The organism is Nocardioides zeicaulis (genome assembly GCF_042432345.1).
GTDB classification, from domain to species: domain Bacteria; phylum Actinomycetota; class Actinomycetes; order Propionibacteriales; family Nocardioidaceae; genus Nocardioides; species Nocardioides zeicaulis.
In genome coordinates this window covers 201,720-219,814 of sequence record NZ_JBHLXH010000002.1, presented here as the reverse complement: position 1 = coordinate 219,814, position 18,095 = coordinate 201,720, and the positions used below count along the sequence as shown (strand labels likewise).

General features: G+C 74.0%; 18 protein-coding genes. 4 read left to right on the top strand and 14 right to left on the bottom strand.

Annotation, left to right across the window (positions count from 1 at the left end):
• The 8 genes from ACFFJG_RS15550 to ACFFJG_RS15515 form a co-directional block, all read right to left on the bottom strand.
• Positions 1 to 235, bottom strand: a 235-nt coding sequence (locus ACFFJG_RS15550) for a twin-arginine translocase subunit TatC (protein WP_378519698.1), incomplete at its 3' end; no start/stop codon positions are given.
• A gap of 12 nt (positions 236 to 247) precedes the next feature.
• Positions 248 to 574 (bottom strand): Sec-independent protein translocase subunit TatA, encoded by a 327-nt coding sequence (tatA, locus tag ACFFJG_RS15545; protein WP_378519697.1) that lies wholly within the window; start codon positions 572 to 574, stop codon positions 248 to 250.
• Positions 571 to 945 (bottom strand): twin-arginine translocase TatA/TatE family subunit, encoded by a 375-nt coding sequence (locus ACFFJG_RS15540; RefSeq protein WP_378519696.1) that lies wholly within the window; start codon positions 943 to 945, stop codon positions 571 to 573. The genes tatA and ACFFJG_RS15540 overlap by 4 nt, the downstream gene beginning before the upstream one ends.
• 72 nt (positions 946 to 1,017) lie before the next feature.
• Positions 1,018 to 1,194: a hypothetical protein gene (locus tag ACFFJG_RS15535; RefSeq protein ID WP_378519695.1), complete on the bottom strand. Its 177-nt coding sequence runs from the start codon at positions 1,192 to 1,194 to the stop codon at positions 1,018 to 1,020.
• Positions 1,191 to 2,081, bottom strand: a complete 891-nt coding sequence (locus ACFFJG_RS15530) for a ferritin-like domain-containing protein (RefSeq protein WP_378519694.1) — start codon at positions 2,079 to 2,081, stop codon at positions 1,191 to 1,193. The genes ACFFJG_RS15535 and ACFFJG_RS15530 overlap by 4 nt, the downstream gene beginning before the upstream one ends.
• A 236-nt stretch (positions 2,082 to 2,317) precedes the next feature.
• Positions 2,318 to 4,162, bottom strand: a complete 1,845-nt coding sequence (locus ACFFJG_RS15525; RefSeq protein ID WP_378519693.1) for a bifunctional metallophosphatase/5'-nucleotidase — start codon at positions 4,160 to 4,162, stop codon at positions 2,318 to 2,320.
• 82 nt (positions 4,163 to 4,244) lie between these two features.
• On the bottom strand, positions 4,245 to 6,542 hold the full coding sequence (locus ACFFJG_RS15520) for an esterase-like activity of phytase family protein (protein ID WP_378519692.1): 2,298 nt from the start codon (positions 6,540 to 6,542) through the stop codon (positions 4,245 to 4,247).
• A gap of 105 nt (positions 6,543 to 6,647) precedes the next feature.
• Positions 6,648 to 8,702, bottom strand: a complete 2,055-nt coding sequence (locus ACFFJG_RS15515; protein WP_378519691.1) for a PhoX family protein — start codon at positions 8,700 to 8,702, stop codon at positions 6,648 to 6,650.
• Positions 8,703 to 8,888: 186 nt separating this feature from the next.
• On the opposite strand from ACFFJG_RS15515, the gene ACFFJG_RS15510 reads away from it, so the two are divergent.
• On the top strand, positions 8,889 to 9,548 hold the full coding sequence (locus tag ACFFJG_RS15510; protein ID WP_378519690.1) for a GOLPH3/VPS74 family protein: 660 nt from the start codon (positions 8,889 to 8,891) through the stop codon (positions 9,546 to 9,548).
• Between the two features lie 35 nt (positions 9,549 to 9,583).
• On the top strand, positions 9,584 to 9,907 hold the full coding sequence (locus tag ACFFJG_RS15505) for a putative quinol monooxygenase (protein WP_378519689.1): 324 nt from the start codon (positions 9,584 to 9,586) through the stop codon (positions 9,905 to 9,907).
• On the opposite strand, the gene ACFFJG_RS15500 is transcribed toward ACFFJG_RS15505, so the two are convergent.
• The 5 genes from ACFFJG_RS15500 to ACFFJG_RS15480 all read right to left on the bottom strand — a co-directional run bounded on the left by ACFFJG_RS15500 (position 9,908) and on the right by ACFFJG_RS15480 (position 15,555).
• Positions 9,908 to 10,906, bottom strand: a complete 999-nt coding sequence (locus ACFFJG_RS15500) for a 5'-3' exonuclease (protein ID WP_378519688.1) — start codon at positions 10,904 to 10,906, stop codon at positions 9,908 to 9,910.
• Positions 10,907 to 10,948: 42 nt separating this feature from the next.
• Positions 10,949 to 11,647 carry a glycosyltransferase family 2 protein gene (locus tag ACFFJG_RS15495; RefSeq protein WP_378519687.1) on the bottom strand — a complete coding sequence of 233 codons (699 nt, stop codon included), beginning with the start codon at positions 11,645 to 11,647 and terminating at the stop codon, positions 10,949 to 10,951.
• A complete protein-coding gene (locus ACFFJG_RS15490) occupies positions 11,644 to 12,951 on the bottom strand; it encodes a bifunctional PIG-L family deacetylase/class I SAM-dependent methyltransferase (RefSeq protein ID WP_378519686.1) in 1,308 nt (435 codons plus the stop codon). Before ACFFJG_RS15490 ends, ACFFJG_RS15495 begins: the two co-directional genes overlap by 4 nt.
• On the bottom strand, positions 12,948 to 13,982 hold the full coding sequence (locus ACFFJG_RS15485) for an acyl-CoA dehydrogenase family protein (RefSeq protein ID WP_378519685.1): 1,035 nt from the start codon (positions 13,980 to 13,982) through the stop codon (positions 12,948 to 12,950). The genes ACFFJG_RS15490 and ACFFJG_RS15485 overlap by 4 nt, the downstream gene beginning before the upstream one ends.
• 109 nt (positions 13,983 to 14,091) lie before the next feature.
• The gene (locus ACFFJG_RS15480) at positions 14,092 to 15,555 is read right to left on the bottom strand and encodes a helix-turn-helix domain-containing protein (protein WP_378519684.1); all 1,464 of its coding nucleotides are present in this window, start codon (positions 15,553 to 15,555) and stop codon (positions 14,092 to 14,094) included.
• Between the two features lie 278 nt (positions 15,556 to 15,833).
• Here ACFFJG_RS15480 and ACFFJG_RS15475 point away from each other — a divergent pair, with 278 nt between their 5' ends.
• Positions 15,834 to 16,433, top strand: a complete 600-nt coding sequence (locus ACFFJG_RS15475; protein ID WP_378519683.1) for an iron-sulfur cluster assembly protein — start codon at positions 15,834 to 15,836, stop codon at positions 16,431 to 16,433.
• Positions 16,434 to 16,594: 161 nt separating this feature from the next.
• Here the strand turns inward: ACFFJG_RS15475 and ACFFJG_RS15470 are convergent, their stop codons facing one another.
• A complete protein-coding gene (locus tag ACFFJG_RS15470) occupies positions 16,595 to 16,843 on the bottom strand; it encodes a hypothetical protein (protein WP_378519682.1) in 249 nt (82 codons plus the stop codon).
• Positions 16,844 to 16,908: 65 nt separating this feature from the next.
• Between ACFFJG_RS15470 and ACFFJG_RS15465 the strand changes: the two genes are divergently transcribed.
• Positions 16,909 to 18,072 carry an HNH endonuclease signature motif containing protein gene (locus ACFFJG_RS15465; RefSeq protein WP_378519681.1) on the top strand — a complete coding sequence of 388 codons (1,164 nt, stop codon included), beginning with the start codon at positions 16,909 to 16,911 and terminating at the stop codon, positions 18,070 to 18,072.
• Positions 18,073 to 18,095: the final 23 nt, after the last annotated feature.

Sequence of the window (18,095 nt, the reverse complement as noted above, 5' to 3'; positions counted from 1 at the left end):
TCACGGTGTCCTCGCCGATGAGCGTCTGCGCCTGGTTGTAGGGCCCGAGGACCAGCGCGAGCAGCTGGTCGTAGAACGGCAGCGCGACGAAGAACGCCACCACGAGGACGAGCGCGGAGCGGATCAGCCTGGCCCGCACCTCACGGAGGTGGTCGGCCAGGGACATGCTCCCCGGGACCGAGCCCGGACGGGCGCTCGGTCCGCGGAGCACGTCCACGACGGTGGCGATCGACATCAGGTGCTCCCGTCAGCCGCGGTGGACGTCGTGCTCGCGCGGCGTCTCGACGATGACCGGCTCGGCGACCGGGGTCTGGACCGGGGCCTGGACCTGGGTCGGGACCGGCTCGGCCGTGGCCGTGGTGGTGGCCGTGACCGTGGTCGGCTTCTCGTCCTTGTCGGAGTCGATGAGGCCCTTGGTCTCGGCCTTGAAGATCTTCAGCGCCTGGCCTGAGCCGCGGGCGAGCTCGGGGAGCTTGCTGGCGCCGAAGAGCAGGACGAGGACGGCGAGGATGATGAGCAGCTCCATGCCGCCCAGCCCGCCGACGAGCAGGGGTGTGATGGTCGTGGAAGTCATGCTGTCTTCCTCTCAACGGGTGCAGCGATGTGTGGTGCGAGGGGTGTTGCCGGGGGCGAGGCCTGGGCCTCGTCGTCGTCCTCGGAGTCGTCGTCGGAGTCTTCGTCTGAGTCCTCCTCGTCGCGCTCGGCGAGGATCTCCTCGACCTGGCGTCGCACCATCTGGCGCGGATCGAGGTCGCGGAGCTCGAGGTCGGCGTAGTCCTCGCCGAGCGAGGAGCGCAGGTCGTCGCGCACGGAGTCACCCATGCGCCTGGCGGCCTTGATGCCCTGGGCCAGCTGCCTGGCCAGCCCGGGGAGCTTGTCGGGGCCGAGCAGCACCACGCCGAAGAAGGCGATGACGGCGAGCTCGGGCAGTCCGATGCCGAACATGGGGTCCTCCCTGCTGTCCGGGGTGGACCGGGCGCACGTGGCGCCCGGTCCACCCGAGGGTCTGGGCCTGGGTCAGGCCCGGTGCCGGGCAGGACGCCCGACGAGGACCCGGTCGACCTCGCGCGACCAACGCGCCGGCTGCAGCGCTGCGTGGTGGGCGGACTGGTGGGTCACCAGCCACGCCGCACGCAGCACGACGGCCGAGAGCATCAGCATCGCGACGATCTCGATGACGGGCACGTGGATCACGCGCTCTTGTTGACGGCGCCGTTGACGCCCTTGGGGAAGAACCCGCCCTTGGTGACCGACTTCGGGTTGAGGTAGACCACGTTGAGCACCTGGCCGGGGGTCCGGCTGTAGGCGATCCCGTTCTTGTCGGTCGGGACCAGGTTGGCGGCGCCGGCTGCGGAGCCGATGCCCTGGTCCTTGGTGCCCTTGCCGTCGAGGCTGTCGCGCGCCTTGGAGATCGCCTTCGCGGCGTCCTGCAGGCCCTTGGAGTAGAGCGCGCTGCGCACGATGCCGGCGTGGTAGGCCTCGACCGCGAGGATGCCTGCGGCCGCCTCGAGGTAGGTCTTGTTGGTGATGAGCGGGGCGGCGCCCTTGTAGGCCGTGACGCCCACGTCCTCGAACACGAAGGCCGCGAGGAGGAAGTTGTCCTCGTTGGCGTACGGGTCGAAGGTCTGGCCGGGCTGGATCAGGCCGGCCGCGGTGGCGGCGGCGGTGAAGCTCTCCTGGATGTTGATGGCCGGGCGGGCCACCTTGGCGCCGCCGAGCGCCTTGCGCAGGAACGCGACGTGGTCGAGCTCGTCGGTCGCGATCTCCTCGGCGTACTTGCGGATCGCCGGGGTGGCGAAGGAGACCTGCCGGCCGCCCTTCACGCCGCCCTTCTTGCCCTTGCCCGAGGTGAGCTTGTCGTCGAGGCCCTTGCCGAAGGCGGCGTACTGGTAGAACTCCGCCTCCAGGTACTCGAGGTTGAGCGCGAAGTTGAGGACCGCGCCGTCGCTGACGCCGCTGGCGGCCATCGCGGGGGCCGTGGCACCGAGCGCACCGGCGCCGACGACGCCGAGGCCGGCGACACCGGCCGACTTGAGGAAGAGGCGGCGGTCGGTCTCGTTCTCCGCGCTCCGGTTGATCATGTCTGTGACTACTGCCTTGCCGAACATGCGTACTCCGTTCAGGGGGTGCTCGCTGTCGTTCAAGGTCGTCGAGGCCTCCGACGGCCCGCCGGGACTCGAGCCCGGCTGGTGTGACGAGGGGCGTTCGGCACGAGCTGGGGTCACGGATTGGTCACGACGGCAGGAAAGTGCAGCGCACCCCGCCCGGAGGTCCGGACGGGGTGCGCGGTGGACGGGTCGAGGCGGGCCGGGTCGGGTCAGGAGATGGTGACCGGCTGGCCGCCGGAGACCAGGCGCCAGTCGACCGAGGCGAACTGCGCCGGGTCGATCGTGCCGTGGGCGGTGACCCAGTCGATGAGCAGCTGGCGGATCTCGTTCTGGCGGTTGTAGACCACGGGCGCGGTGCTGACGTGCGGGAAGCCGCCGCCGCCCGACTGGCGGTAGTTGTTGACCGCCATCGCGAACTCCTGGTCGGGCGCGACCGGGACGCCGTCGTAGGCCAGGCCGGTGATGCGGGAGCCCACGGGCTGGGCGATGTCGATGTCGTAGGTGAGCGGCGCGTCGAGCCCGGCGACGGTGTCGAAGTTGTAGTCGGGCGTGCCGTTGGGCGCGGTGTCGGTGGGCTGGTTGGTCACCTGCGCCATCGTGAACGGGCCGGGGCCGGAGACCTGCTGGAAGTACCGCGCGGAGTACTCGAGGTAGTCCTTGACCTGCGCGCCGGTGACCCTCACCCCGAGCAGGGTGTTGTCGTAGATGTAGAGCCCCGCGACGTCGCGCACGGTGACCTGGCCCGACGGGAACGACGCGGCCCGGTTGAACGGCGCGGCGATCGAGAGCACCGGCAGGGCGGCGTCGGCGCCGGTGAGCCCGGCCTTGACGGCGTCGGCCTGGACGTACTGCACGAAGTCGATGATCGGGACGTCCTCCACGACGGCCCGCTCGGCCGACAGCGCGGTCGTCGAGGTGCCGACGGGGGAGTTGACGTAGGCCACCACCGTCTCGTGCTGGCCGCGGACCGCGGCGAGGACGGCCGGGTCGCCGTCGACGGTGTTGGAGTTGAGCGTCTGGCTGTGGCTGGCCACGACCCTCCAGCGGCCGCGGTGCAGCTCGAGGTCGAGGTCCATCACCGCGACCCGCATGCCCCAGTAGAGCGGCTCGCACAGCAGCACCTGCCGACCGGTCGTGGTGTTGGTGACGTAGCGCTGCGCGATCTCCTGGTGGGCGTGGCCGACGAGGATCGCGTCGACGCCGGGCACCTGCTCGGCGACCAGGGACGCGGCGTTCTCCGGGTACGGCAGGGTGTCGCCGTAGGACGAGGAGGTGTCGGCGCCGCTGTGCGCGCTGACGACCACGACGTCGCAGCCGCGCCGCTTGAGCTCTGGCACGAACTTCCTCGCCTGCTCGACCAGGCCCGGGAACTCCATCCGGCCCTCGACGTTGGCCTTGTCCCACAGCGCGATGCCGGGGTTGGTCAGGCCGAGCACGCCGACGGTCAGCGCCGGACCGTGCTTCGGCCGGTAGCGCTTGATGACGTAGGGCGGGAAGACCGGGCGCTTGGTGGCGGGGTCGACGGCATTGGCGCCGAGCAGCGGGAAGTCGAGCTGGGACTCGAACGTGCGCAGCGTGTCGATGCCGTAGTTGAACTCGTGGTTGCCGAGCGCCGCGGCGTCGTAGCCGACGAGGTTCATCGCGCGGGCCATCGGGTGGGTCGCACCGCCCGTGATGGGGTCGATGCGTGCGTAGTAGTACGCCAGCGGCGTGCCCTGGATGGTGTCGCCGGCGTCGAGGGTCAGCACCGGCTGGTGGCCCAGGGCCTTGCGGGCGGCCTTGATGAGCGTGGCCGCCTTGGCGAGGCCGATGTCGTCGTGCTTGGCGTTGTCGAACTCGGTGTTCTTGAAGTAGTCCCAGTTGAGGACGTTGCCGTGGAGGTCGGTCGTGCCGAGCACGGTCAGGCGGGTCGTGGGGCGGCCGTGGTGGTGGCCGTGCCCGTGCGCCTGCGCCGGGGTCGGCGCGGCGACGAAGCCGGCGGCGGCGAGGGCCGCGGCCCCGGTGACGACGGTCCGACGGGCGGGGGTGGGCAGGTCGGGGGTGTGGCTGGACATGAGGGGTCGCTTTCCGAGAGTTCCGAGGATCCGAGAGTGCCCGCGAGGGGCGGTCCATCTACCTACACGGGCGAGGGCGGGGTCAACCCCGACCGTCGTCGGCACCGCGGACGACGGCCGCCCCGACGTCGGGGTCGTCGGTGAAGAAGTCGTCCATCCCGGCCGCCAGGAACGCCCGGATCTCACCGGCCAGGTCGCCGATACCGGCGGGGTCGGCGGACGAGCGGTACTCGGCCGGCAGGAAGGAGTTCTCGCGGCGGAACGTCCAGCCCGTGACGCTCAGCCCCGCGCGGTGCGCGTCCGCGATCGCGCTCGTCGGTGCGGCGAGCGTGCCGTCTGCCGCACGGGGGATCATCCGGTCCTTGCAGAGCCCGACGCTGTCGGCGTACCGCGCGATGCCCCGCATGCCGGAGCGGGTGACGAGGTCGTCGTACGTCACCCCGGTGCCGGCCGCGACCTGGTCGTAGGGCGCGCCGCTGCAGTCGACGAGCTGCACGAGGTCGAAGCGGGTCATCCGGTCGAGGCGACGCAGGTTGGAGACCTCGAAGCTCTGGATCACGACCGGGGTGCGCCCGGGCCGCACGCCGTTGCGTTCCAGCGCGTCGAGCAGCGGCTGCTCGGCGGGGAGGCCGGCGGCGGCGAGGTAGGTGCTGTGCTTGATCTCGGGGATCACGCCCATCGGCTCGCCGTCGCAGGTGGTGGTGCGGCGGGCGAAGGCGAGCACCTCGTCGAGCGTCGGCACCTGGTAGAAGCCGTCGTACGCGGTGTTGGCGGGCCGCAGGTCGGGCAGCCGCTCCTTCGCCCGCAGGGTCTTGAGCTCGGCGAGGGTGAAGTCCTCGACGAACCAGCCGGTGACTGCGCGCCCGTCGAGCTGCTTGGTGGTGCGGCGCGCGGCGAACTCGGGGTGCGACGCGACGTCGGTCGTGCCACCGATCTCCGGCTCGTGACGGTCGACGAGGACGCCGTCGCGCGTCATCACCAGGTCGGGCTCGACGAAGTCGGCGCACTGGCGCGCGGCGAGCTCGTAGGCCGCGATCGTGTGCTCGGGCCGGTAGCCCGACGCGCCACGGTGGGCGAAGACGGTCGGGCCGCCGGCGACCACGCGCTGGCGTCGCAGCGCGACGTGCACGAACTCGATGTCGTCGGGCTCGCCGTCGACGCGGGCGTCGTCACCGGGGAAGTTGTTGTCGTTGGCGAGCAGGAAGCTGCCGTCGCGCAGCTGCACGACGGTCTCGTCGGAGACGAACGGCATCGAGAACGGGTCGTCGGTCCCGTAGCCGTCGCCCGCACCGATGCCGGCGGGGTTGGCGAGGTCGAGGAGGTCGAGGACCGGCTCGGCCACCAGGTGGCCGCCCGGCTCGGTGCGGCCGAGGTCGACCTCGACGACGCGCTTGGTCACCGCCTGGGCGCCGCCGAAGTTGTCGCGCTCGAGGAGCAGCATCCGGTTCCGGCCGGTCATGAAGGCGTCGCCGACGAGGTTGGCCGCCTCGACCGTGCGGTAGGTCCACGACCGACCGGTGTAGCGCAACGTGCGGGTGTCGAGCTGCTGGATGCGGCGCACGCGCTGGTCACCCTCGCCCACCAGCGCGCCCTCGAGGACGGGGTAGGCGTAGCGGGAGCCGTCGTAGGCCATCGCCTCGAAGCCCTTGCTGGCGGGGAGCGTCGGCTGCTCGCCACCGAGCAACGGGTCCTGCGGCGAGCGGACGCCCGGCAGCGGGACCGGGGCGTCCAGCAGGACGCCGTCGGCGTCGAAGTGGAGGACGAACGGTCCGAACTCGTCGCCCACGAGCAGGCTGCCGTCGCGCAGGCGCACGACCGATTCGATGTCGAGGTCCGCGCCGGTCAGCAGGCGGTCGGCGGTGTCCTCGTGGACGATCGGGAACCCGGCGCGCCGTTCGGGGTCGCGGAAGGAGACGAACCGCGGCATCGCGACCGAGCCGTCGCCGCCCTCGCCCTCGAAGGACGGGCGCACGAGGTACATCCGCAGCAGGAAGTCGGCCGAGTTGGCCTGCGAGCCGAAGCCGTTGTCGGGCATCGCCCAGAACGTGCCGTCGCCGTTGTCGAGCATGGCGGAGAAGCCCGGCACGACCTGGCCGGGGAAGGGGCCGGTACGTCCGTTGGCGGGCGTCATCTGGGCGCCGGAGGGCGGGCCCGGGGCGAGCTGGTCGGCGTCGATCGTGGCGCGTCCGACGAGCGTGGGCACCGCCACGGTGCGCACGTGCGGGCGGTCGTCGCCGCGGTGGTCGGCAGGCCGGGAGCCGGCGGGGTTGGCGTGTGCCGCCGTGCCGGTGAGGGGCGCGAGGGTGACGAGCGCGGTGAGGGCCGCGAGCGTCGCACGTCGCAGGGAGGGACGGGCGGGCAGGTGCTGGTGCGGGGTCATGGGTGGTCCTTCGCGGGTCCGAGGGGTGCGAGCGGATCGGGGCAGGGGCCGACCACGGGCCGGGTGGGGGTCCGGCCCGTGGTCGACGGGGTGGTCAGGCGCGGGTCAGCGGCGCGTCACCTGGACCACCGAGGGCCGCGGGCCGGCGAACCGGCCGGGAAGTGCCGTGCCTCCCGCGGGGACGAAGTCGGGGAAGCGCGACTGCGGGGCGTCCCACGTGCCGTCCTCACCCGGGTGCTGGACCGCGACGAACACCGAGCCGTCACGGTCGTGGACGACGGGACCGCAGGTCTCGGCACCGGAGGGCACCGCGAGGAACTGCTGGACCCGGCCGCGCTCGGGGCCCTCGACGGGCACCTTGAACAGGCCGTCGCTGAGCTTGATCGCGCTCGGCTGGCCGTCGGTGGAGATCCAGAGGTTGCCGAGGCTGTCGAACGCGACGTTGTCGGGGCAGGAGATCGGGGACACCGGGCCCGTCCAGCCGCCGAAATAGGTGCCGGCCGAGGCCGCGTCCCCGCAGATGAGGAACAGGTCCCAGGTGAAGGTGTCGCTGGTGTGGTCACCGTCGGTCGGGCTGATCTCGACGACGTGGCCGTCCTTGTTGGCCGCGCGCGGGTTGGGCTCGGTGGGGCCCTCCTTGCCGGCCTTGCCGCGGTCGGTGTTGTTGGTGCACGCGACGTAGACCTTCCCGTTGTGCAGGCTCGGCTGCACGTCCTCGGGGCGGTCCATCTTGGTGGGCATCACGGCGTCGGCGGCCAGGCGGGTGAACACCAGGACCTCCTCGAGCGTGAACCCCGGGACCATCGAGCGTCCGTCCTTCGTGAGCGGGATCCACTCGCCGGTGCCGTCGCTGACGCCGTCCTCGAGCCCGTCACCGCTGAAGCGCGCGACCGACAGGTCGCCGTCGGCGAGCGGGGAGCGGCTGCCGTGGCGCCTCCAGCTGCCGCTGCGCCCGCGCAGCCGGTCGCGCGAGACGAAGCGGTAGAGGTAGTCGAAGCGCTCGTCGTCGCCCATGTAGGCCACGACGTGGCCGTCGGCGTTGACGATGACGTTGGCGCCCTCGTGCTTGAAGCGGCCCATCGCGGTGTGCTTGACCGGCGTCGAGCGGGGGTCGGTCGGATCGACCTCGACGATCCACCCGAAGCGGTTCGGCTCGTTGCGGTAGCCCTCCGTCGTGGCGTCCCAGCGCGGGTCGATCGCACGCCAGCTGCGTGCGTCCTGGGTGGGGGACAGGCCGTAGCGGGCCTCGCGCGGGTCGGTGCCGGTGGCCCTGAAGTACTGGTTGACGTTCTCCTCGCCGGAGAGCACGGTGCCCCACGGCGTCGTGCCGCCCGAGCAGTTGTTCATGGTGCCCCGCACCCGGGTGCCGGTCGGGTCCTCGACGGTCTTCAGCAGGTCGGAGCCGGCGGCCGGGCCGTCGAGCACGAAGGGGGTGTCGAGGGTGATCCGGCGGTTGAGCCGGGCGCCCGGGACGTAGCGCCAGGTGTCGCCGCGGCGGCGGCGCTCGAGCTCCACCACGGACATGCCGTGGGCGGCCCAGACCGTGCGGACCACAGTCTCGGAGTCGGTGCCGGGCGGGAACATGATGCCCTCGTTGGTGTACTCGTGGTTGCACACCAGCAGGGCCTTCGTGCCGGCACGGTTGGTCTCGATGATGTCGAGGTAGTCGTTGTTGTAGCCGAACTGCCCGGCCTGCGCCTCGGGGCTCTGGCGAGCGGCGTCGAAGGCGGGCGCCCCGCGGAGCACCGGGTCGCCCCAGCGGATGATCGTGTCCCACCCGTAGCCGGCCGGGACCGTGACGTCGTCGACCGTCGTGGCGACCGGTGCGATGGCGGTGAAGGCCAGCGGCACGGGCTGCGCACCGGGGCCGCCAGGTCCGTGACCGCCGTGGCCGCCGTGGCCGCCCGGGTGGTGGCCGCGTGCGGCTGCCGCGGGCGCCGCAGCGGCGACACCGACCGCGGCGGCGGTCAGCGAGGCGCCCACGACCGTACGGCGCCGCAGCGCCTGGGCCGCCACGTCGCGGAAGTAGGACGTCTCGGTGCTGTTCGGCGCCGCCACCGAGCAGGCGTCGCCGCAGCGCAGGTGGCACGTCAGCGGGCTCCGGTTGCCGTGGGTCAGGCCCGCCATGGGCAGGAGGGGGCGAGCAGTGGTGTCGGTCATGAGGGTCTCCGGAGCCGGGTCGGGGGTGCGGGGGTGCTGCCGCTCCACCCTGTTGTCCGCGGGTCACGGGCACGCGGACGCCCGGTGCACAGCAGGTGAACTGCCGGACGCGGTCCGGAGTCGTGTGCTGCCCGGGCCCCCGAGCAGGCTCGGGCCCCGCTCCGGGCGGGTCCGTAGGGTGGCGGCATGCTGATCGTGGAGGAGCTGTTCCTGCTGCTGCGGCGCGACGACGGCAAGGCCGAGAGCGCGATGTCGCAGAACGGCTACGGTCTCGCCGCGGCGGTCGTCACCGACCTCGTGCTCGCCGAGCGCGTCACGCTGAGCGACGACAAGGACCCGCGGGCGACCGTGCTGTCGCCGGAGCCCACCGGGCACCCGGCCCTCGACGCCGCGCTGGCGCGCCTGGTCGAGAAGGACGGCAAGCGGCTCTCCGGGCTGGTCACCGACCGCCGGCTGGCCGTCGAGGCGGAGGTGGCACAGGCGTTGTCCGCGGCGGGTGTCGTGGGCGTGGAGGAGAAGCGCGCGCTCGGCCTGGTGCCCGCCCGCTACCCGGTGCTCGACCCCGAGCCCGAGCGACGGGTGCGCGAGCGGTTGCGCACCGTGCTCGCCGGCGGCACCCCCCAGCCGTCCGACGCCACGCTGCTCTCGGTGCTCCAGGGCCTCGGCCTGGTCGGCAAGGTGCTGGCCGAGGAGAAGGGGGACCTCGGCCGCCGGGACCTCGAGCGACGCATCGAGGAGGTCTCGACCGACGTGCGCGCCGGCGCCGCCGTCGCCAAGGCCGTGCAGGCCATGAACACCGCCATCATGACCGCCGCGATCGTGCCTGCCGTCGTCGCGGGCTCCTGAACCAGCACCCCCACCCCACCGAGGAGGAGAGTCCCTTGATCTTCATCACCGCCAAGTTCCCGGTGCTGCCCGAGCACGCCGACGCGTGGCCCGAGCTGTCGCGCGCCTTCACCGACGCCTGCAACGCCGAGGAGGGCTGCCTGTGGTTCGAGTGGTCGCGCAGCCTCGACGACCCCACCACGTACGTCCTCGTCGAGGCGTTCCGCGACGGCGAGGCGGGCGCCGCGCACGTGCAGTCCGAGCACTTCAAGGCCGCGCAGCGCGAGCTCCCGCAGTACCTGGCTCGCACCCCGGAGATCGTCAGCACCGAGGTCGACCAGACCGGGTGGAACGAGCTGGGCGAGATGCGCGTCGACTGATCAGCCCGAGGCGGGCCGCCCGGTCAGCACCCGCACGGCCATGTCGGTCGTGAAGTCGTTGTCGAGGAAGCCCACCACGCGGGTCACCCGGTCGAGGTCGAGCGGCAGCAGCCCGCGCGAGCCCGGCACGTCGGGCGTCAGGCCCAGGTCGAGGTCGTGGCGCCCCGACATCATCTCGACGTTGAAGTCGTAGCGCTGGCGGGCGCCCTCGGCCCGGAGGCGGCGCACGAGGCTGGTGCCGACCCGACGAGCCCCGGTCTCGGCCGACCAGTCGTCGAGGGCGGCCACGAGGTTGCGTCCGTCCTCGTGGTCGACGTCGGCCCAGGCGGCGTCCATGGACCCCGCCACGTCGAGCAGGATCGCGGCCGTCTTCTCGCCGATGCCCTGCACGCCGGGGAGGTTGTCGCTCGCGTCGCCGCGCAGCGCCGCGAAGGCGAGGTAGTTGGCCGGGCGGACGCCGTACATGTCGAACAGGCGGGCCGGGTCGAGCAGGGGGGACCCGTGGATGCCGCCGTCGATGAGCCGCAGCACGCGGGTGTGGCGGCTGATGTGGGCGAAGGCGTCGCGGTCGGAGGTGATGATCACGCAGTCCCAGTCGTGCTGCTCGGCCCACGTCGCGCCCGAGGCGTTGACGTCGTCGGCCTCGAGCCCGGGCGGGGTGAGCGTGGCGAGGCCGAGCGCGTCGAGCAGGGCGGCGGCCCGGTCGAGCTGGTCGACGAGCTCGGGGTCCTTCTCGGCGCGACCTGCCTTGTAGTCGGGGTAGGCGTCGCGGCGCACCGAGAAGGTGCGGTCGTCGAGGCCGAACAGCACGGCGTCGGGGGCGAAGCTGTCGATCGACTCCAGGATCTGGCGCAGCATGCCGTGCAGCGCCCAGATCGGCCGGCCCTGCCGGTCGCGCAGCCCGGTGTGCGAGCGCGCGTGGTGGTTGCGGTGCAGCAGGGAGGGGGCGTCGACCACGAGCAGCAGGCGGCGCGGGCGGTCGGGGGTGCGGGAGGTCATGGGGATCGGCGCCAGCGTAGACGGTGGCGGCCGACCGGGGCCTCAGGCGCCGAGGCCGTCGAGGTAGTGCGCGAACCCGTGGGGCGCGCGGCCCGAGCGGCGGCCCGACGTGGTCACCGCGACGGCGCCGGTCGCGAGCACGTCGAGCCCGGCGGCGTGCATGGCGGTGACCAGCGCGACGTCCTCGTGCACCGCCAGCGGGGCGAACCCGCCCACGTGCTCGTAGGCGCGCAGCGAGAAGCCGAGGTTGGCGCCGTGGACGTGGGGGTGGCCGTCGCCGGCGTCGTGCGCGGCGACCCAGGCGGCGTGGAGCTCCGGCGGGAGGTCGGCACGGCGCGGGGTCACCGTGCCGACGACCAGGTCGCGCCCGGCCGCGGCCATCTCGACCTGGGCCGTGAGCCAGTGCGACGGCACGACGCTGTCCGCGTCGGTGCCTGCCACCCACAGCGGGCCGTCGGTCGTCGCGCGGGCCCACCGCGCGGCCGCCTCGACGCCGAGCGCACGGGCCGCGCCGACGTTGCCCGCCAGGCTCGGGACGGCGACGACGGAGGGGCGAGCGGCGACGACGGCGGGTGTGCGGTCGCGGCAGGCGTCGAGGACGACGAAGGTGCAGGTCGGCACGTCGGGGTGAGCGCGCCCGAGCGCCTCCTGGGCGTGGGCGACCGCGTCGAGGCAGGCCGGCAGGAGCTCCTCCTCGTCGCGGGCCGGGACGACCACGGCCACCGCCGCCGGGCGGCTCACGCCGGCCGCCCGAGCACGTGCAGCAGGAAGTCGGGCTCCTGGTGCTCGACCATGACGGGGGCGCCGGTCGCGAGGAAGGCGTCGTGGACCGCCGGGCCCGCGAGCGGCCACCCGACCGGCTGGTGGCGCCAGTGGCACAGCAGCAGGTGGCCGTCGTCGGACAGCGAGCCGAGCGCGAGGTCGACGACCTCCGCGAGTCGGCGGGGGCTCAGGAAGTAGCCGATCTCCGAGACGCAGACCAGGTCGCGGGTGCCGACCGGCCACTGCGACGGCACCCGCGCCTGCCGGACCTCCAGGTGAGCCGTCCCGTCCGTGCGCTGCCGCGCCAGCCTCACCGCCGTGCGGCTCGCGTCGATCGCGAGCAGCCGGTCGCAGCGCGCGGCGAGGTCGACGGCGAGCGCACCGACGGAGCAGCCGACCTCGAGCGCGTCGGCGTACCGCTCGCGCGGCAGGCTGGCGAGGGTCACCGCACGCTTGCGGCGCTCGTAGGGGGAGTCGACGCGCCACGGGTCGGGGTCGTCGCGGTGGACCTGGTCGAGCACCTCGTCCTCGACGTCCCCGCCGGTGAGGAACACCTCCGCGGGGCGGTCGAAGTGGGCGAGCAGGTCGGGGCCGAGCATCACCTCGTCGCCCGCCGCGGGTGACAGGGGACGCACCTGGCTGGTGTGCGCGGCGACCGCGCGCCGCTTGGCGTCGAGGTCGTCGGCGTCGATGGGCAGGCGCGACGCCCCGGCCGGCAGCGTCGCGGGGCCACCCCAGTGCCAGGCCCACACCGGGTACTCCCAGAGCAGGGCGTCCGTGCGGTCCGCCGCGATCGCCGCCGCCCGCCCGACCGCCTCGTGGTCGGGGTGGCCGTCGCCGCGCCACGGTGCGACCAGCACGACGTCCTCGCCCGAGGCGCCGACGGTCTCGACCAGGGCCGCCACGACGGCCTCCTCGTGGGAGGCGACGTCGCCGTCGGGGAGGTCGAGGCACCGGACGTCGGCCCCGGGGGCCAGAGCCGCGATCGCCGCGCGCAGCTCGTCGCGGCGGACGGCCGCGAGCGCGGTCGGCGGGTGGGTGGGGGAGTGCGGGTGCGACCCCTCGCCGGCCGTCGCGGTGACGACCTGCACCCGACGGCCCGCCCGGGCCGCGGCGTGCACGAGGCCGCCCGCCCCGAGCGTCTCGTCGTCGGGGTGCGCGCCGGCGACGACGACGCGGTTGCGGCCCTCGGGGAGCACGAGGCCCGGCAGGGCGGCGACGGCGTCGTCCCAGCGACCGGCCGGCGTGCCGGGGCGGTCGTGGCGGAAGGAGGGCGCGGTCACCAGCCGCGTGCCCCGTGGTGGAGCAGCTCCTGGCCCAGCGCGGCCTGGTCGCGCTCGGCGTGCCACTGCCGGAGGTAGAGGCCGAGGTCGGCCACCCGTCGGGCGTGCTCCTCGTCGGAGGCCAGCGGGCCCGGGCCCAAGGCGTGCGCGGCGCGGGCGAGGACGTCCTCGGCGGCCAGGGCCACGACCTCCCGCACCCGGAGCGCGGCGCGCCAGCCGTCGGCGCCCGAGAGCCGGCCGGCGTCGACGTCGCGGGCAGCCCGCTCGAGCACGCAGGCGGCGGCGTGCAGCGCGGCGTCGACGGCGCCGAGGTGGACCAGCGCCACCTGGTCGGGCATCCGGGAGCCGGCGGCGCGCAGCATCCGCCGCGCCACCCCCACGGCGCCCCCGAACCACACCGCGGCGACGCCCATCCCGCCCCAGGCGAAGCCGGGCCGCTCGAGGTACCACCCCGGCTCACCCACCGCGTACGCCGTCGCGCCGGCGAAGTCGACCGGACCCGAGTCGACGTCGGTGAGGCCCCGGGCGACCCAGGTGCCGGGCACCGCCGTGGCGCCGGGCTGGCGCAGGTCGACCGCGAACAGCTGGCGCTCCTCGCCCACCCACGCGCTGACCAGCGCGCGGTCGAGGACACCGCCCAGGGAGCACCAGTGCTTCCTGCCGTCGAGCCGGTGGGCGTCGCCGTCGGGCGTGGCCCGCAGTGGCTCGCCCGGGCCCTCCGCGGCATAGACGCCCCAGGTGCCGTCCTGGGGCGGGCGGCCGGCCTGCTCGAGGATCGCGAGCGCGTCGAGGTGCGGCTCGAGGGTGCGCGCGACGGTGAGGTCGACCGCCGCGGCGCTGGCCAGCGCCGACCACAGGTGGGCGGTGCGGCCGGAGCCCGGCGTCGGGAGCTGCGTCCCGACGACGCGCGCCAGGTCGAGGGCGGCCGGCACGTCGGCGGCAGCGTCGCGGGCCCGGTCGACGAGGTCGTCGAGCTCGTCCTGCTCGCCGTCGGTCGGTGCACCGATCAGGACTGCCGTGCGGTCGGGCACGCGGGGGACCTCCGGGACAGCGGGCCGCCAGGTCGCGTCCCCTCGCTCCGGACGCTAGGTCGCCCGGCGGGGTGGGGGTCACCTCCGTCGGGGCGGGATCCGAGCGTCGTCAGCGGCCGGCGCGGGGGAGGTGGATGTCGTACTGCGCGAGCTTGCGGTAGACCGTCGCCCGGCTCATCCCCAGCTCTGCGGCAGCTTCCTGCACGGAGACGCCGCCGCGCGCGAGGACCCGGACGATCTCGTCCCGCTCGAAGGCCTCGATCCGGCTGAGCCGGCGTGTCGAGCCCGACAGCACGTCGGCGGAGAGGTGGCGCACGTCGACGACGTCGGTGCGGGTCGCGACGCGGGTCGCCTCCTCGATGAGCTGGCCGACGTTGCCCGGCCAGCCGCAGGAGCGCAGGGCGTTCTCGGCGGAGGGGGTGAAGGCGACCTCGCGGCCGCGTGCGCGCCGGGCCGCGTGGCGGGCCAGCGGCATGACGTCGTCGGCGCGGTCGCGCAGCGGCGGGACGACCACCACCGCGTCGGCGAGCCCGACCAGGGCTGCCGGCAGCGTGTCGAGCCCGGCGGAGGTGAGGGCGAACGTCGGGCTGCCGGCGCCGGTCGCGGCCGCGCGCACGCGCGCCCGGAGCACCAGGTCGCGCACGTGCTCGGCGACCCACGTGGGCAGCTGGTCGGCGTCGCGCAGCAGGACGGCCGTGTCGGGCTTGCCGAGCTCGGGGGTCCACAGCCCCAGCCACGCCTCGCTGTCCTGGGGAGCCGGGGGAGAGGCGGCGAGGACGCGCCCCCGCGGGTGGACGCGGCGCAGCGCCTGCGCCAGCAGGGTGGAGCGACCGGCGCCGGTCTCGCCCACGGCCACGACGCCGCGGCCCAGGCGCGCGGCGCCCGCGGCCTCGGCGAGGGCGTCCTGCCACGGCGGCGAGAGCGCGTCGACGGTCCCCGAGCCCGGCTCCAGGCGTGGGGCCTCGACACGGAAGACGTGCCCGCGCGCGGGCGGTCGGGAGCGACCTCCCGACGAGCGGGCCACCATCAGCGCCGAGGTCGTGCTGGCTGCGGACTGCGCGAGCGCCAGCAGGAGCTCGCCGCCCTGCTCGGACCAGGTCGTGAGGTTGATGCAGCCCTCCACCCTGCCGGTGGCCGGGTCCAGGACCGGGACGGCGGCGCAGGTGTACCCACGCAGGCTCAGCGCGTAGTGCTCCGCCGACCTCACCAGGGTCGGACTGCGGTCGGCCAGGGCCAGCCCGAGCCCGTTGGTGCCGACGGTGCGCTCGGCGTACGCGAACCCGGGGGCCAGGTGCACCGCATCGAGGGCGCGCAGCAACGAGGGGTCGCCGCTGACCCGGCTGAGCACCAGGCCGTCGGGGTCGGTGAGCATCAGTGACACCGGCTCGCCGGGGAGGGAGACCAGGAGACCGGCGAGTGCCTCGCGTCCGCACTCGAAGAACAGCGACTCGTCGTCGAAGGTCCCGGCGAAGAGCGGGTCGACCTCCTCCACGGAGACGCCGTAGTCCTGGCTGCGCTGCCACGACGCCTGGAGCCGCAGCTGCGCGCGCTGGGGGAGGTGTGCCTCGGACACGGTTCGCCCCCTCCCCTGTGTGACGTACGTTACTCCGCTGAGGGGTTCGGTGTCTCAGATTGAGACGACCTCCGATCTCACATTGAGACGCCGTCCGGGCCCGGAAGTCGGACCTCGACGCCTAGCGTCGTCGTCAGCTGCCACGACCACCGTCGGGCACGGCCGGACGGAGGAACCATGAGCACCAGCACCTGGGCGCGACACGAGCGAGCGACGCGCGCCGTCCCCGGTCCCGCACGACCCGCGACCCCGGGCGGTGGCGCATGATCGTGCTGCGGATGAGCCGCCACGGCGTCCCGACCGAGGCCGCCGCGACCTCCGACGTGCGCGAGGTGCTGCGGACGGTGGCGGAGCGCGCGCTCGACGAGCCCCTCGCCGCCCACGACTTCGTGGACCTGGTGTCGGTCACCGACGACGGCGACCTCGAGGTGCACCTGCGGCTCCCGCGGTCCGGGGTGCCTCGGAGCCTCGCCTGCCTGGTCGTTTCGGACGCTCGCGACGCCCTCGCGGACCTGCCGTGGAGCCGCGTCGTGACCGTGGCTCTCGACGGCCACGGGGACTCCGCAGACATCAACGCCGTCCTCGCCGTCGAGGCGGGCGCCGGGCGGTACGCCGGCGGCCGCGTGGTCACCCCCGACCTCGCCGGGCTGCAGCGCAGCTTCCGTCGCGAGGCCCACGTGGCGGCGGCCGAGCGGTGCCTGGCGGCGCTGGCGCGACGTCGGCCCTGGCACGACAGCACGCCCCCGGGCGACGTCGTCCTGGGCGACCTGCTCCCGGGACGCCACCTCGCGGCCCTGCTGCGACGCCGCCGGGCGCTCGGTCTGCCCAACCACCCGACCGCGCTCGTGCTGGCGGACCCGGACGTGTCCGCCCCCTGATCCCCGTGCCGCGGGTCCCGGTCCACACCCCCGGGACCGGGACCTGCGGCTCGGCTTCTCGAGACGTCCGCCCCTCGTGCCTGCAGTTCCGGCGGGAGGGGCGGCGCGGCGACCGCCGCACGACGCTGGCCGGCAGTCGATGTCGTCCACAGGCCCTTTCGCTACAGGGCCAATTGTCGGACCGTCAGGCTAGAATCGAACACATGATCGACACGCGGGCGGGAAGCGGAGCAGGCGAGGTCACCGACGACCTCGACGCCGCCGGCCTGCTCGCTGCGATCCGCCGTGAGCGCCGGACAGAGGACGCTGCTGCGGCCCGTCAGCTCGATCTCGCCGCCCGGTGGGCCGACCTGCACCCGCCCGGCTCGATCCACGACGCAGCCGCGTTCACCGTGCCGGGCGTCGACCACGAGGAACCCATCGCCGGCGATAGGTGCCCGCTGGTGACGGAGTTCTGCTCCCCGAGCTCGGGGCGGTGCTGGGCATCTCGACCACGGCGGCGAAGAAGCTGATCGGCCACGCGCTCGAGCTGCGGCATCGGTTGCCTCGGCTCTGGGCTCAGGTGCACGCCGGCCGCGTCCCGGCGTGGCGAGCACGCCTGGTCGCCGAGACCACCATCCACAACGTTCCCGCACTCACGCCCGAGGCGGCGGGGTGGATCGACGCCCAGGTCGCCGCCGTCGCCGGGAAGGTCGGCACGGCGCAGCTCGACCGGCTCGTCGCCGAAGCGATCAAGCGCCACGACCTCAGCGTTGCCCCGAGGCCGGACTTCGAGGCCGGTGAGGACCACGAGGACTTCGAGGCCGACCAGTACCTCAACCACGACGCCCGTCACGTCACCTTCGACACCAGTCACGTGCACTACGACGGCGTGATGCGGATGGACGCCGAGCTCGACCTCGCCGACGCCTACGACCTCGACGCCGCCATCGCCCACGGCGCCGCAACGCTGAAGGCGCTGGGCTCGTCCGCGCCTCTCGGTGCGCGACGTGCCGCTGCCCTCGGTGACCTCGCCCGCACCCAGACGGCCCTCGACCTCCGCACCCAAGGCGTTTCCGTCGCTCCCGACGATGACGGGCTGCCTGCTGCGCGCGAGGTCGTGCTGCACGTCCACCTCGACGCCGACACCGTCGGCGAGGACACCGTGTTCGGGCCCACCGCCCGGCTCGAGAACGGTCAGCGCCTCGCCCTCCTCGACCAGGTCAGCGCCTGGTGCGCGTCGTCACGTACCAAAGTCACCATCCGGCCGGTCCTCGACCTCAACGCCGAGCTCACCACCGACACCTACGTCGTCCCGGACCGTCTGCGTGAGCAGGTCGTCCAGCGTGACCGCACCTGCGTGTTCCCCTGGTGCACCCGCCCAGCGAGGGCCTGCGACCTCGACCACATCGAGCCGTACGACCATCACGCAGCCGCGGAAGGCCGACCCCAACCCGGCCCGACGGCGACCTCGAACCTCGCCCCACTCTGCCGGGGCCACCACCGGCTCAAGACCCACACCGCCTGGCGATACGAACACCTCCGCCCCGGAGCCTTCGAGTGGATCTCACCCCACGGCCACCACTACCTCCGCGACCGGGACGGCACCGCCGCCCTCGACCCACCCCCGCCAGACCTCCCTCGCCCCCGCCGACCATGACTCGGCCCCACAACCCGCCACCC